The sequence below is a fragment of the Pseudomonas sp. Tof1 genome, assembly GCF_055390395.1.
Genome location: NZ_AP024344.1, coordinates 5519791 through 5533229 on the forward strand (window position 1 = coordinate 5519791; position 13439 = coordinate 5533229).

13 protein-coding genes and 3 pseudogenes are annotated in these 13439 nt (G+C 62.2%); 11 read left to right on the forward strand and 5 right to left on the reverse strand.

The window, feature by feature from the left end; translation table 11 throughout:
- Window positions 1-74: 74 nt before the first annotated feature.
- The 3 genes from ACZ5KU_RS24770 to ACZ5KU_RS24780 all read left to right on the forward strand — a co-directional run bounded on the left by ACZ5KU_RS24770 (window position 75) and on the right by ACZ5KU_RS24780 (window position 2655).
- The gene (locus ACZ5KU_RS24770; protein WP_081005978.1) at window positions 75-338 is read left to right on the forward strand and encodes a DUF2790 domain-containing protein; all 264 of its coding nucleotides are present in this window, start codon (window positions 75-77) and stop codon (window positions 336-338) included.
- A 483-nt stretch (window positions 339-821) separates the two neighbouring features.
- On the forward strand, window positions 822-2069 hold the full coding sequence (locus ACZ5KU_RS24775; RefSeq protein ID WP_416770256.1) for a ribonucleotide-diphosphate reductase subunit beta: 1248 nt from the start codon (window positions 822-824) through the stop codon (window positions 2067-2069).
- Between the two features lie 256 nt (window positions 2070-2325).
- Window positions 2326-2655 (forward strand): helix-turn-helix domain-containing protein, encoded by a 330-nt coding sequence (locus tag ACZ5KU_RS24780; RefSeq protein ID WP_054057934.1) that lies wholly within the window; start codon window positions 2326-2328, stop codon window positions 2653-2655.
- A gap of 105 nt (window positions 2656-2760) precedes the next feature.
- Here ACZ5KU_RS24780 and ACZ5KU_RS24785 read toward each other — a convergent pair whose 3' ends face one another.
- Window positions 2761-3810 (reverse strand): MBL fold metallo-hydrolase, encoded by a 1050-nt coding sequence (locus ACZ5KU_RS24785; protein WP_464736407.1) that lies wholly within the window; start codon window positions 3808-3810, stop codon window positions 2761-2763.
- Window positions 3811-4007: 197 nt separating this feature from the next.
- Here ACZ5KU_RS24785 and ACZ5KU_RS24790 point away from each other — a divergent pair, with 197 nt between their 5' ends.
- From ACZ5KU_RS24790 to ACZ5KU_RS24815, 6 genes and pseudogenes are all read left to right on the forward strand, one after another.
- Window positions 4008-4622 carry a TetR/AcrR family transcriptional regulator gene (locus ACZ5KU_RS24790; protein WP_416770261.1) on the forward strand — a complete coding sequence of 205 codons (615 nt, stop codon included), beginning with the start codon at window positions 4008-4010 and terminating at the stop codon, window positions 4620-4622.
- Between the two features lie 170 nt (window positions 4623-4792).
- Window positions 4793-5875: a diguanylate cyclase gene (locus tag ACZ5KU_RS24795; RefSeq protein ID WP_464736408.1), complete on the forward strand. Its 1083-nt coding sequence runs from the start codon at window positions 4793-4795 to the stop codon at window positions 5873-5875.
- Window positions 5876-6053: 178 nt separating this feature from the next.
- Window positions 6054-6821, forward strand: a pseudogene (locus ACZ5KU_RS24800) (PAS domain-containing protein); the annotation flags it as partial.
- Window positions 6822-6935: 114 nt separating this feature from the next.
- A pseudogene (locus ACZ5KU_RS24805) lies at window positions 6936-7370 on the forward strand (methyl-accepting chemotaxis protein); the annotation flags it as partial.
- Between the two features lie 162 nt (window positions 7371-7532).
- On the forward strand, window positions 7533-8243 hold the full coding sequence (locus ACZ5KU_RS24810) for a CTP synthase C-terminal region-related (seleno)protein (protein WP_464736409.1): 711 nt from the start codon (window positions 7533-7535) through the stop codon (window positions 8241-8243).
- Window positions 8240-8563 carry an antibiotic biosynthesis monooxygenase family protein gene (locus ACZ5KU_RS24815; RefSeq protein WP_464736410.1) on the forward strand — a complete coding sequence of 108 codons (324 nt, stop codon included), beginning with the start codon at window positions 8240-8242 and terminating at the stop codon, window positions 8561-8563. Before ACZ5KU_RS24810 ends, ACZ5KU_RS24815 begins: the two co-directional genes overlap by 4 nt.
- 18 nt (window positions 8564-8581) lie before the next feature.
- Here the strand turns inward: ACZ5KU_RS24815 and ACZ5KU_RS24820 are convergent, their stop codons facing one another.
- Entirely contained in the window at window positions 8582-8908 is a 327-nt protein-coding gene (locus ACZ5KU_RS24820) for a DUF2025 family protein (RefSeq protein ID WP_464736411.1), read from the reverse strand.
- Window positions 8909-9134: 226 nt separating this feature from the next.
- Here ACZ5KU_RS24820 and ACZ5KU_RS24825 point away from each other — a divergent pair, with 226 nt between their 5' ends.
- Both ACZ5KU_RS24825 and ACZ5KU_RS24830 read left to right on the forward strand, forming a co-directional pair.
- Window positions 9135-10274 carry a glycerophosphodiester phosphodiesterase gene (locus ACZ5KU_RS24825; protein ID WP_416770263.1) on the forward strand — a complete coding sequence of 380 codons (1140 nt, stop codon included), beginning with the start codon at window positions 9135-9137 and terminating at the stop codon, window positions 10272-10274.
- 305 nt (window positions 10275-10579) lie between these two features.
- Window positions 10580-10888 carry a PepSY domain-containing protein gene (locus ACZ5KU_RS24830; protein WP_054057925.1) on the forward strand — a complete coding sequence of 103 codons (309 nt, stop codon included), beginning with the start codon at window positions 10580-10582 and terminating at the stop codon, window positions 10886-10888.
- Window positions 10889-10986: 98 nt separating this feature from the next.
- On the opposite strand, the gene ACZ5KU_RS24835 is transcribed toward ACZ5KU_RS24830, so the two are convergent.
- The 3 genes and pseudogenes from ACZ5KU_RS24835 to ACZ5KU_RS24845 form a co-directional block, all read right to left on the reverse strand.
- A complete protein-coding gene (locus tag ACZ5KU_RS24835; protein ID WP_054057924.1) occupies window positions 10987-11430 on the reverse strand; it encodes a hypothetical protein in 444 nt (147 codons plus the stop codon).
- Between the two features lie 120 nt (window positions 11431-11550).
- Window positions 11551-12318 carry a methyl-accepting chemotaxis protein gene (locus tag ACZ5KU_RS24840; protein ID WP_464737435.1) on the reverse strand — a complete coding sequence of 256 codons (768 nt, stop codon included), beginning with the start codon at window positions 12316-12318 and terminating at the stop codon, window positions 11551-11553.
- A 165-nt stretch (window positions 12319-12483) separates the two neighbouring features.
- Window positions 12484-13173, reverse strand: a pseudogene (locus tag ACZ5KU_RS24845) (methyl-accepting chemotaxis protein); the annotation flags it as partial.
- Between the last annotated feature and the right edge of the window lie 266 nt (window positions 13174-13439).

Below are 13439 nucleotides of genomic sequence, written 5' to 3' on the forward strand. Positions count from 1 at the left end.
TTCAAACTTCCAGAGCTTCACACGTGGTCCCACAAGGGCCGCGTGCCCCTACACGACCATCAATAGGTGAACCGATGAAACTTTTTGCCGCTTTAGTCCTCAGCAGCCTCTGTGCAACAGCCATGGCCGACGAGGCGGCGACCGATGTAGCCAGCCGGAACCTGCCGGTAGAGGAATACACTTACTCCATGCACCCGGATATTCACAAAGTTATCTCCATGAGTGAAATTCCGGAAGTTTGCGAAGTTGTACCGGCACGCATGGTTTATGAAGACTCCCAGGGTGTTCGGCATGTCATGGAATATCGTGTAATGGGTAATGGTTGTTCCAACGGCTGATCGCCCGCCTTGAAAGCCGCTTGCCGCAGGAAGCGATTCTTGCGGCTGCGGCAAGGGTGTCCTTGCACAACGGTCATCATCCGGCCGCCTCCCGCAGCGAACCACTCGTCGCCAACACCCCCGCCAGGCAAAAAATTCTTTTGCCGCCAAAGCCCTGCAAACCCGAGCCGTGCCGGCCCAAGCACACGCAAGGGCGGAATCCGTCACACCACTGACCGCAAAAAGCCCTTATAATGTCCCGGTAAAACGGGCTTGCAATATTCCCTTGCAGGGTAGCGTTCTCACGCTGGCATCGCTGCAGGAACCGGCGTCATCCCCGCGCCATCCGCCCCTCGGGGCCCCGTACAAATTTCCCGTTGTTTGCCTGCACAGCCGGTGCAAGCAACGATTCCTTATATCCAATGTGGCCATCGTGCCGTGTGAAAAACCGCCCATCCGTGTTTTCACACCGGCGTCAGGCCCTCACGCAGGAGACGACACGTCATGCTGAGCTGGGACGAATTCGACAAAGAAGACGGCGAAGTAGCAGAAAAAGAGAGCAAGACCGGCCAGGCCAGCGAAGCCACCCTCGATCGCCTGGACAGCGCCGGCGGTGCCGCCGCCCTCGAAGCCCGTGCCGTGACCGCCAGCGACTCCGCCGCGATCATCCGCGCCAAGGCCGCCCTCGACGCCCTCGATGTCGCCGAAGGCCTGGCCGAACTCGAAGGCGCCTCGGCCCGTGTCGCCGTCGACGAGAAGCGCATGATCAACTGCCGCGCCGACCTCAACCAGCTCGTGCCCTTCAAGTACGACTGGGCCTGGCAGAAGTACCTCGACGGCTGCGCCAACCACTGGATGCCGCAAGAGGTCAACATGACCGCCGACATCGCCCTCTGGAAAAACCCCGAAGGCCTGACCGACGACGAGCGTCGTATCGTCATGCGCAACCTGGGCTTCTTCTCCACCGCCGACTCCCTGGTGGCGAACAATCTGGTCCTGGCCGTCTACCGCCTGATCACCAACCCCGAGTGCCGCCAGTACATCCTGCGCCAGGCCTTCGAGGAGGCGATCCACACCCACGCCTACCAGTACTGCATCGAATCGCTGGCCATGGATGAAGGCGAGATCTTCAACATGTACCACGAGATCCCCTCGGTGGCAAAAAAGGCCACCTGGGGCCTGAAGTACACCCGCTCGATCTCCGACCCGCAGTTCAACACCGGCACCGTCGAGACCGACAAGGAACTGCTGCGCAACCTGATCGCCTACTACTGCGTGCTCGAAGGCATCTTCTTCTACTGCGGCTTCACCCAGATCCTCTCCATGGGCCGGCGCAACAAGATGACCGGCGTCGCCGAGCAGTTCCAGTACATCCTGCGCGACGAATCCATGCACCTGAACTTCGGCATCGACGTGATCAACCAGATCAAGATCGAGAACCCGCACCTGTGGGATGCCGAGATGAAGGAAGAAGCGACCCAGATGATCCTGCAGGGCACCCAGCTGGAAATCGAATACGCCCGTGACACCATGCCGCGCGGCGTGCTGGGCATGAACGCGGCGATGATGGAGGACTACCTCAAGTTCATCGCCAACCGTCGCCTGTCGCAGATCGGCCTGAAGGAAGAGTACCCGGGCACCACCAACCCGTTCCCGTGGATGAGCGAGATCATGGACCTGAAGAAGGAAAAGAACTTCTTCGAGACCCGCGTGATCGAGTACCAGACCGGCGGTGCACTGAGCTGGGATTGATTCGTCCCGCACGCATGGATCGCGACGCCAAAAGCCCTGACCTGTTCAGGGCTTTTTCATGGGTGGGCCATTGGCGGGCTTGCCCGCCAATGAGCCCTCAACATCATCGAAAAGCCTCCCGATCAGACACCCAGGCCTACTCGGTGCCGACCGGCGACCGATAGTCGGATTGCCGAAAAATCCTTTGCTCCAGCTCGAAAACAACTGTACAAAAACACAGTATTTTCAAGTCAACCCATCGATCCTGGAGAGCCCCATGTCCAGCCAAGCTGCCAATCATGTGATGAGTACTACCGTTGAACGCATGGTCCTGCATCAATTCACCCCGCTGCACTGCCGGCAGGCCCGCGCGATGCTGGGTTGGAGTCGCGAGCAGTTGAGCCAGGAGTCTGGCGTCTCGGTGGCCGCCGTACAGCGTTTCGAGAAGGGCGATTCCCTCAGGGATGTCACCCGATTGGCCCTGGCCTTTCGCTTCGAGGCCGAAGGCCTGGTGTTCTTCCCAGGCTTTGCACCCGGCCGTGGAATGAACATTCGCGGCACTACACCGGACCCGATCGAACGACAGGACTACGAACTGATCGAGTAATCGATTCAGGTCGGCACTGCCGGCCTGCCCTGCAAGCCGGGCACCGGGTCGGGCCCGCCGGCTTTCGACGCAAACGGGTGAACGCAGGGGCGTTTCCTGGATCGCCTAGCGAGTACTCAGGGCGGATTCATTCTCCAGGGCCTGTTCCACCTCGAGCCACCAGGCGCGCCCGCGATGAGGCTGCATCAGGTTGAAGGCTTCGCCAATGGCCGGGGTGGTGATGGACACGTTATTGTCCCAGGCCAGCGCCAGGATCCGCTCGAAGGGTTCGTACCAGGCATGGAACGACAGGTCGAAGGTGCCATTGTGAATCGGCAGCAGCCAGCGTCCCCGCAGGTCCAGGTGCGCCTGCAGGCTCTGTTCCGGCTGCATGTGCACATGAGGCCAGTCGACGTTGTAGGCACCGGTTTCCATCAGCGTCAGGTCGAACGGCCCATAGTGTTCGCCAATCTGCTTGAAGCCGTCGAAGTAACCGCTATCGCCGCTGAAGAAGATCCGCACGTCATCGGCGATCATCACCCAGGAGGCCCACAAGGTCTGGTTGTTGTCGAACAGCGTCCTTCCGGAGAAGTGCTGCGACGGTGTGGCGGCAAAGCGGATGCCCTCGACGACCGTCTCTTCCCACCAGTCCAGTTGCTGCACCTTCTGCGCGGCGATGCCCCATTTGACCAGCAGGTCGCCAACGCCCAGCGGGGCCAGGAAGTGTTTGGTCTTGGCCGCCAGTGCCAACACCGCCTTGTGGTCCAGGTGGTCGTAGTGATTGTGGGAAAGGATCACCGCCTCGATCGGCGGCAGTTCTTCCAGGCTGATGGGCGGCTGATGAAAACGCTTCGGTCCGGCCCACTGAACGGGTGAGGCCCGTTCGGAGAACACCGGATCGGTCAGCCAGAACTTGCCGTGCAACTTGAGCAGCAGGGTCGAGTGGCCGAGACGGAATACGCTGAAGTCGGCAGCGGCAAGCAACTGCTCACGGCTCAGCGCCTGGACCGGCACGCTGCCCGCCGGCCGGGTATTGCGCGGTTTCTGGAAGGTCATTTTCCAGAAGATACCCAAGGTCTTGCCCAGGCCGCCGTGGGGTGTCGGCGCCAGGTTGCGAAAAGCGCCCTGCTCTTTCCGGGACGAGGATCCAGCGACAATACGCGAACGAATGGCCATGACAGGGTGACTCCCGGGAACCCGAAGGAGTTCCCACGCTCAGGTGCTGAAAGATCAGGGGCCGCCGCAGGCAAACCTTGATCGGACGAAGTTGCAGAAAAAGAACTACACTACACAGTGTAGTTTCTAGCTTGCGCCAAAGTACTCGCCAAGTAAACTGCCGAGTGTAACTTTTATTGACCTGCCGAAGCCTGCCCATGACCGTCCCCCTGCGCCTCACCGACCGTAAACGCGAAGCCATCATCCAGGCGGCCATCGCGGCCTTTCGCGCCGACGGTTTCGAAGTGACCAGCATGGACCGGATCGCGGCCAAGGCCGAGGTCTCCAAGCGTACGGTATACAACCACTTCCAGAGCAAGGAAGACCTGTTCGCCGAAATTCTCCATCGCCTATGGGCCAGCAGTGCCGCGCAGATGGACATGACCTATCACTCGCAGCGCCCCCTGCGCGAGCAACTGCGCGACATGCTGATGCGCAAGATGCGGCTGTTCAACGATAGCAACTTTCTCGATCTGGCACGGGTGGCGATCGCAGCCACCATTCATGCGCCCGAGCGCGCGCAGGACATGGTCTCGCGACTGGCCAGCCAGGAGGAAGGTTTCAAGCAGTGGATCCGCGACGCCCAGGCCGACGGCAAACTCAAGGCGGTCGACCCCGAATTCGCCACTCACCAGATCTACGGCCTGCTCAAGGCCTTCGCCTTCTGGCCGCAGATTTCCCTCGGCCAGCCACCGCTGGATACCGCGACACAGACACGCGTCATAGAATCGGCGCTGGATTTGTTCCTTTCCGGCTACGAAATCGTCAAATAGCCGACACGCCCCGCCAAATCACCTGCCAAACCCTAGAAATGGCTTGGAAGGACACTGATTATTCTTTACGGAATCCCCGACAATATTCATCCTGCTTATCAGACGAATAGCGCTTCCGTGCCGAACACATTGCCTGTGTTCCGACAAAGAAATAAGTGACGCAGAGACCTATGGAAATCCATCGAGGCAAAGGGCAATCATTTGCCAGACGCATCTACTTGCCCCGCATGATAGGCGTAGGCGTCGGCTGCTTCAGCATCATCGCCGCACTCGCCCCCTTGTCGATGCCAATCTGGATCTGGGCCCTGCTGGCATTCAACGCCGTGATCTGGCCGCATGTGGCCTATCGTATCGCCCGACACGCCCACTATCCGTACCGGGCGGAACGACGCAACATCCTGATCGACTCGTTGATGGGTGGTTTCTGGGCGGCGACCATCCAGTTCAATCCCCTCGTCACGGTCAACATGCTCGCGCTGATGACCATGCACAACGTCGCCGCTGGCGGCCCGCGGCTGATGCTCAGGGGCCTGCTCGCGCAGTTGCTGGGGATCCTCGTCTCCTGGCTGATCTTTACTCCGGCGTTCAATGGGGTGACCACCCAGATCCAGATCTATGCCTGCCTGCCGGTGTTGATCCTGTACCCGGTGGTCATCGGCATGGGCAGCTTCCAGGTGGCGATCAAGCTCGCCGACCACAAGCGTGCACTGAGCGCCCTGAGCCGTACCGACAGCCTGACCGGGCTGCTCAATCACGGCAGTTGGAAGGACCTGCTGCAGATCAAGTTCCACAAGTGCCGGCAGACACACTGCCAGGCGGCAATCGCATTGATCGACATCGACCACTTCAAGACCATCAACGACAGTTACGGCCATCTGATCGGCGACAGCGTACTGCGCCAGTTGAGCCGCGACCTGAAGGCCAACCTGCGTGAACACGACCTGGCCGGGCGTTATGGCGGTGACGAGTTCTGCGTGATCCTGCCGGGCCTGTCGCTGGAACAGGCCAGCGAGATCATGGAGCGGCTGCGCCAGGTCTTCAGCAACTTGCGCAGCGAGGAAATACCGGAGCTGCGGGTCACCCTGAGCATCGGCCTGGCGCCCTTCCGGGCTAGTTTCAAGGACGCCGGTGCCTGGCTCAACGAGGCCGACAAGGCCCTGTACATCGCCAAGAATACCGGGCGCAACAAGGTCAACAGCACCGACGGTGAAAATACCGAATCCTCGGACGGGTACCTGGCAAGCTCCGCCTGAGCGCCATTCGGCTACTGCAAAGAACCACACGGCGGATTCTTGTACAAGACCAATCTATTTTGTATAAGAATATAAGGCAAAGTGCCATCCATGGAACGCTGGCCACCGGCGCCCTTCCCCCAAGGGTCTGCCGGGCCTGGAAAGGGATAGATCTCCCCTCTCTCCGAGTTCTCATGCCATGTTTTTTGCAGCCCATAAGAAAGCCCTGCAAGACCTGCAACAAACCATCGACCAACAGGCCCACCTGCTCGCGGCCATCGACCGCTCCATGGCCGTCATCGAATTCGATCTCGACGGCATCGTCCTGCGCGCCAACGACAACTTCCTCAAGACCATGGGCTATCGCCAGGAGCAGGTGCTCGGCCAGCCCCATCGCATGTTCTGCTCGCCAGCCTATGCTCGCAGTGCCGAATACAGCCAGTTGTGGTCACGCCTCAAGGCCGGCCAATTCGAGTCCGGCACTTTCGAGCGGGTCGCCGCCGATGGCCGGAGCGTCTGGCTCGAAGCCAGCTACAACCCGATCCGTGACGAGAACGGCAAGGCGGTGAAAATCGTCAAGTACGCCATGGACGTCACCGCCAAGATCCAGCAGGAAAGCGAAGCCAACGGCAAGCTGCAGGCGATCGACCGGGCCATGGCCGCCATCGAGTTCAAGCCCGACGGAACGGTGATCTGCGCCAACCAGAACTTCCTCGACCTGATGGGCTACAGCCTGGCCGAAATCCAGGGCAAGCATCACCGGATCTTCTGCACCCCGGCCACTGTCGGCGGCAGCGACTACCAGGACTTCTGGCGCCGCCTGAACCAGGGCGAATTCTTCAGCGGCCAGTTCGAACGCGTGACCAGGCGTGGCCAGAGCGTCTGGCTCGAAGCCACCTACAACCCGGTCTACGACGCCAGCGGCAAACTGTGCAAGGTGGTCAAGTTCGCCTCGGACGTGACCCGGCGGGAAGAGAAACATGCCCAGGACGCCATGAGCGCGAGCCAGGCCTATCACATCTCGGTGGAGACCCGCAGGGTCGCCGAGCAAGGCACCGAAGTGATCCAGCAGGCCGCCAGCGAAATGCGCGAGATTGCCTCGAACATCGAAGGTTCGTCCAATCTGATCGCCAAGCTGGGCGAGCGCTCGGAACAGATTACCGCCATCGTCAACACCATTCGTGGGATCGCCGAGCAGACCAACCTGCTGGCCCTCAATGCCGCGATCGAAGCGGCCCGGGCCGGCGAGCAGGGTCGCGGCTTCGCCGTGGTGGCCGATGAAGTCCGTCTGCTCGCGGCACGTACCAGCGGCTCCACCGCCGAGATATCCAGCATGATCGGCATGATCCAGAGCGAAACCCAGCAGGCCATCCAGAGCATGAACGGCACCCGCGACCGGGCGTCCAAGGGCGTCGGCCTGGCGGACGAGGCCGGTACGGTGATCCTGCAGATCCGCGACGGGGCGAGCAATGCCGTACAGGCGGTCAGCATGTTCGCCAACGACAGGGTGCACTGAGCACCCGACACGCCAGGACATCGGCAGATGACCTGGCGTGCCTGTCGCGTCGTCCCGCGACTTGATTGCACAGCGGCATTGTTCACTTGAGCGAATGCCTATTTTGCTGGCGAACAGGCAGACCTATAGTCCGGCGCAGAGACCGACAAGCTGGAGAAGCCCATGGAACTGCGCCCCGCCCTGAAGATTGCCCTGGTCGGCGATCACGACCCGCAAGTGACGGCCCACAAGGCCATCCCCGTGGCCCTGCAACTGGCCGCCCAGGCCAACGGCCTGCAGGTACAGGCCCACTGGGTGGCGACCGACAGCATCGAGACCGCGGACGATCTGGCAGGCTTCGACGGCATCTGGTGCGTTCCCGCCAGCCCGTATCGCAGCCTCGATGGCGCCTTGCTTGCCATTGGCCATGCTCGTGAACAACGACTCCCCTACCTCGGCACCTGTGCCGGCTTCCAGTACGCGATTCTCGAGTATGCCCGTCACGTGCTCGGCTGGGACGACGCGCAGCACGGTGAGGAAGCGCCGGATTCGCCGCGCGCGGTGATCTCGGCCCTGAGCTGCTCCCTGGTGGAGGCCACCGACGGTATCCGCCTGGTCGAAGGCTCGCGTATCGCCAGGGCCTATGCCAGCCAGCGAACCCACGAGGGTTATCACTGCCGCTACGGCATCAACCCGGCCTTCGAAGCGGCGCTGCTCGACACCGACCTGCAAGCCGCCGGCCACGACGACAGGGGGGAACTGCGGGCCGTCGAACTGGCAAACCATCCGTTTTTCGTCGCGACGCTGTTCCAGCCGGAGCGGGCCGCCCTGCAGGGGATCGCGCCGCCACTGGTCAGCGCCTTCCTGAGCGCCTGCGCCGGAGAACACGCATGATTGCCAGCACGCCCCAGCCTCCCTACTACGCGGTGATCTTCACCTCACTGCGCACGGCAGGCGACCAGGGTTACGCCGAGGCCGCCCAGCGCATGCTCGACCTGGCTCGCGAGCAGCCAGGCTTCCTCGGTGTCGAGTCGGCACGCGGGGATGACGGCCTGGGCATCACCGTCTCGTACTGGCAGGACGAAGCGGCGATCCTCGCCTGGAAGCAGCATGCCGAGCACAGCGAAATCCGCGAGCGCGGCCGCTCGACCTGGTACGAGACGTGCCAGACCCGCGTCTGCAAGGTCGAACGCGCCTATCGCTTCGATCGCTGAGCCGGCCGCCCGCTCGTGTCAGCCCGGCACGACCCGGCGCAATGCGGCGATCTGGGGCATGTCCACCCGCTGCATGTACACCCGCAACGGCTCGGTGATGTTGATCCGCTGGTCGATGTTCTGATCCAACAGCAACTGGATCCGCTCCCGGGCCAGACGCATGGCCTCCTGCCCTGCCGGTAGCCAGACGAATTCGCTGGCCGGAATGATCCCGTCGTCGGCCACGTCCAAGCCGAAGGAGTCCTCGCTGAAACGCACGATGTACTGGCCGGTCTTGCGATTCAGGCCGACGAAACCCTTGAGCTGGTCGGCGGCCTGACAGATGAGTTCGGAAGTGATGCGCATGGTAAACCTCACTGGCGAGCCCGAAGGCCCATGGGTCGATGGTTTACACACAAGGTGGGCAGCGCGTTTCCTTCTACAGGAGAAACTGCCGCTCAAGCCTACTGCAAAATCCGTCCTGATTGTGTCGAAAAAACGACACAACCGGCTCTTGCAGCCATTTCGCGATAGCACTTGAAGCATTCAGTTGTTAAAAGAGGACCTTCACTCCGTACGAAAGGAATTCGCAATGCCTGTCACCTTCAGCGCCGCCACCTTCAAGAAAAGCGCTCTGCTCATGAGCCTGCTGCTGGCCATGGGGCTGGACACGGCACAAGCCGGCACCACCCCGGCCGAGCTCGCGGCCAAGGCCGGGATTCCCCATCCGGCGGTGATCGCCCACCGTGGCGCGTCCTTCGATGCCCCCGAATCCACCGCGGCCTCCTACACCCTGGCCCGCGACCTCGGCGCCGACTACCTGGAAATGGACCTGCAGCGCAGCAAGGACGGGGTGATCTTCGCCCTGCATGACAACAACCTGTCGCGCACCACCGACGTCGCCAGCAAGTTCCCCGAACGCAAGGACAGCCCGGCCAACGAGTTCACCTGGGCCGAACTGCAAACCCTGGACGCCGGCAGCTGGTTCAACAAGGCCTACCCCGAGCGCGCGCGGCCATCCTATGTCGGCCTGAAGATTCTCAGCCTCGACCAGATCATCGACATCGCCCAGGCCAACCCCAGGCATCGCCCCGGCCTGTACATCGAGACCAAGGAACCCAAGCAGTTCCCCGGTATCGAGCATGACCTCAAGAACAAGCTGCAGGAACGTGGCCTGCTCGGCCCGGACAAGGTCCACTCCAAGGAGCAGCCACAGGTCGGCCAGGGCGCCGGCCGGGTGATCCTGCAGACCTTCGAGAAGAGCAGCCTGGAGTTGCTGCAGAAGGAAATGCCGAACACGCCGAAGATTCTCCTGCTGTGGGTCGGCGAAGGCAGCATCGAACCCAAGTCGAACGTCAGCTTCGCCGACTCCGGCGAGAAGACCAAGGCCGCCTACTACGCCAAGCAGGAACCGAAGGACAAGGCCGAGTTCATCAAGTGGGTGGACTTCGCCAAGGCCAATGGCGCCATCGGCACCGGCCCGTCGGCCGAACTGACCCATGGCGGCGACCAGAGCTACTCCGACCTGGTCAAACCGTGGATGAACCAGCTGACCCACGATAAAGGCCTGCTGGTTCACGTCTATACCGTCGACGAACCGGTGGACTTCAAGAAGGTCATGGACGCCGGTGTCGATGGCATCTTCACCAACCGCGCCTCCGAACTGCTCAAGTACTTCAAGCGTGCCTCGCCGAAAACCGTGCCGCAAATCCTCGAGGCCAACGGTTACTGAGTGACGGGCCGCGAGTGGAACGGCGTCCTCTGGCTGGGGCGTGACTACGCCCTGATCCACGGTGAGCTGGGGCCACCGCGCCCCATGCCCACTCCGCCCATCAGGTGATCCTGACGCCCGAGGCGCCGGTCACCGCCTGGTACTGTGGCGCCGCCTGCGCCTGGCGCTTGAAAGGCGCGCTCTACGCGCGATTGAACAAACGACGCAATCGTCAGTCAGCAAGAACAGGGGGTCAATTTAAGGGTGAATTAAGTTGCAACACTTAGGCTGACCCCACTGAAATCATCCAGACAAGGAATCCCCCGATGAAAGCCCTCTCGACCCTGCTGACCGCCTCCGCCCTGACTCTCGTTGCCGGCTTCGCTTCGGCCGATGTCCGTCCGGACCACATTCCCGGGCTGCTGAAATCCGGTGCGATCGCCGACTTCGACAAGCTCAACCAGGCCGCCCTGGCCAAGTACCCAGGCGCGACCATCACCGACACCGAACTGGACCATGGCACCAGTGGTGGCTATGTCTATGAAGTCGAACTCAAGGCCGCCGACGGCGTGAAGTGGGAAGTCAAACTCGACGCCAAGAGCGCCGCCGTCCTGCAGGAGAAGCGCGACAGCTGATCGTCCGCCCCGTGAATCACAAGCCGCGCGTTCCACCCGGAACGTGCGGCTTGTTCGTTTTCATCCTCCCATAACCCCGGGAGATGCTGTCCAAGCACTCAGGCGGTCGTGTTGACGGTACCGCCCGACGTACTGCTGCCGGACTCCTGGAGCGCCTGGGTCAAGGCCGCGGTGACGGTCTGGATCGAGGCGGAAATCGTCGCGACCTGAGCCGAAGCGGTGGCCACGGCAGTCGCCTTGGCTTCGTCGCTGTCGTTGCTGGCCTGGGCCTTCTGCAATTGCTGCTCCTGTTCCTGCAACTGCTTCTGCAACTCGGCCAGTTGCTTGCGCAGCGCCTTGACGGTATCGGACTCCGAACTGGAGCTGTCGCCGCTGCCCGCCGCGCCACCGCCAGCGGCCGCCTGGGTACCAGCGGTCTTGGTGGTATCGGTGCTGCTGGCGGCGACGGTACCGGTCGTCGTGCTGTCGTCGCTGCTGGCTGCCTGGGTGGCGGTACGGGTGGACTGGCTTGGGGTGATGGTGACCGAGGTGATGCTGACCATGGGAAATACCCTATCGAGGTGGTGATACCCCATCATCGACAGAAGATTGGCCGGTTTGAGACCTATCCTGTATCCCGTTGGTCAGCATCCCGATACACAACCGCGACGCCAGGATAAGGCTCAGGCCCCGAGCCTGGCGGTGACTTCGTTCAATTGCCCCGACAGGCCGTGTAGATTGCTGCTGGCTGCCTCGGTACGCTTGACGTTGTCCAGGTTGGTGCTGGCAATCGCGGTGATCTCGGTGAGGTTGCGGGAAATATCCTCGGCCACCGACGTCTGTTCCTCGGCGGCCGTGGCAATCTGCCGGTTCATGTCACGGATGGCCTCGACGGCCGCGGTGATGCGCTCGAGCATCGCGCCGGCCTCGGTCACCTGCTCCACGCTTTCGTCGCTGCGGGCCTGGCCGCCCTCGATGGCCTGGGCCGCGTCCACCGCCCCGGTCTGCACCGACTGGATGATCTGGTTGATTTCCAGAATCGACGCGGCCGTGCGTTGGGCCAGGCTGCGAACTTCATCGGCCACCACCGCGAAACCACGTCCGGCCTCGCCGGCCCGTGCCGCTTCGATGGCCGCGTTGAGCGCCAGCAGGTTGGTCTGCTCGGCGATCCCGCGGATCACTTCAAGCACCTTGCCGATCCGCCCGCTGTCGCTTTCCAGCTGGCGAATGACCGTAGCGGTCGTGGAGATTTCCGTGCGCATGCGGGTGATGGTCTGGATGGTCGACCGCATCACCAGTTCGCCCTGCTGGGCCGAGCGGTCGGCTTCGTCGGCGGCGCCGGCCGCAGCGGCGGCGTGCCGGGCGACTTCCTGGGCCGTGGCGGACATCTCGGTCATCGCCGTCGCCACCTGGTCGGTCCGTTCGAACTGCTCATGGGTACCCGTAGCCATCAGGCCGGCAATCGCGTTCAGTTCGCCACTGGCACTGTCCAGGTTGGCGGTGCTGAGCTTGAGGCGATTGAACGTATCGGCGAGAAAGTCCCGCAGGGTATTGGCGGCAACGGCCAGACGCCCCAGCTCATCCTGGCGGTCGGCGGCCACGCGCTCGGCGAACTGGCCATGGCTCAGTTGCGCCACATAGTCGATCAGGCGGCGAATCGGTTCGACCAGGTTGCGATTGACCAGCCACAGGCTCAGCAGCGCGATCAGCAGACCTGACACCAGCATCACCACGATACCGCTCCAGACCGTGCGCCCGGCGGCCTCGCTGATGGCGGCCGACTGTGCATCGCCGGCCTTGCGCAACTGGCTGACCAGCACGCTCATCTGCTCGCTGGTGGCACGGTCCACGCCCTTGACCGCCTGATCGCCGGCACTCGGCTCGGCGCCACTGGCAACGTAGGCATCACGGCCCTTCTGGTAGGCGACACCGAGCTGGCGGTGCTCCTCGCGCAGCCTTTCGACCTGGGCCTTCAGGCTGCTGTCGATAGCCGGCTGCGCCGCCAGGCGGCCGAGAATATCCTGCACGTCACGCTGGCGATCCTCGAACTGGCGCCAGTACTGGTTCAGGTCCTGAGGCTGCTTGCCACGCAAGAGGACGTTCTTCCATTCCTGCACCTGCTCCTTGAACCGCAGGTTGGCCTCGTCCACCAGTTGCGACGCGAGCAACGGCCCCCCGATCAGCTCCCGATAGTCGCGTATGCCGTTGGACAGGAAGTGGAAGCAGGTCAGTGCGATCAACAGCATCGCCAACAGGCTGCCGCTCAGTAGCGCGAGAATCTGGGCTCTCAAGGATTTCTGCAACATCGTGGGTATCTCTGGACAGGGATTGGGCACTCCGATCAGGAGTGCGAACAGTCAAAACATCCCTGTCAGCGACATCGTGGCTTGTGGCCCAAAACGCCGCAGCCTACACCTTCGCCATCGGCGCACCGGTACGGCGCTTGAGTCGAGCCGACCACCGGTCATGGGCCGCGATTGTGCACGTCAATCCGTAACAAAAATGTCAAAACGCCCTGAGATGATGCGGCTCAAGCGAACCTGTAAAAAAATGTTTCGGGCGCTTCATTTCA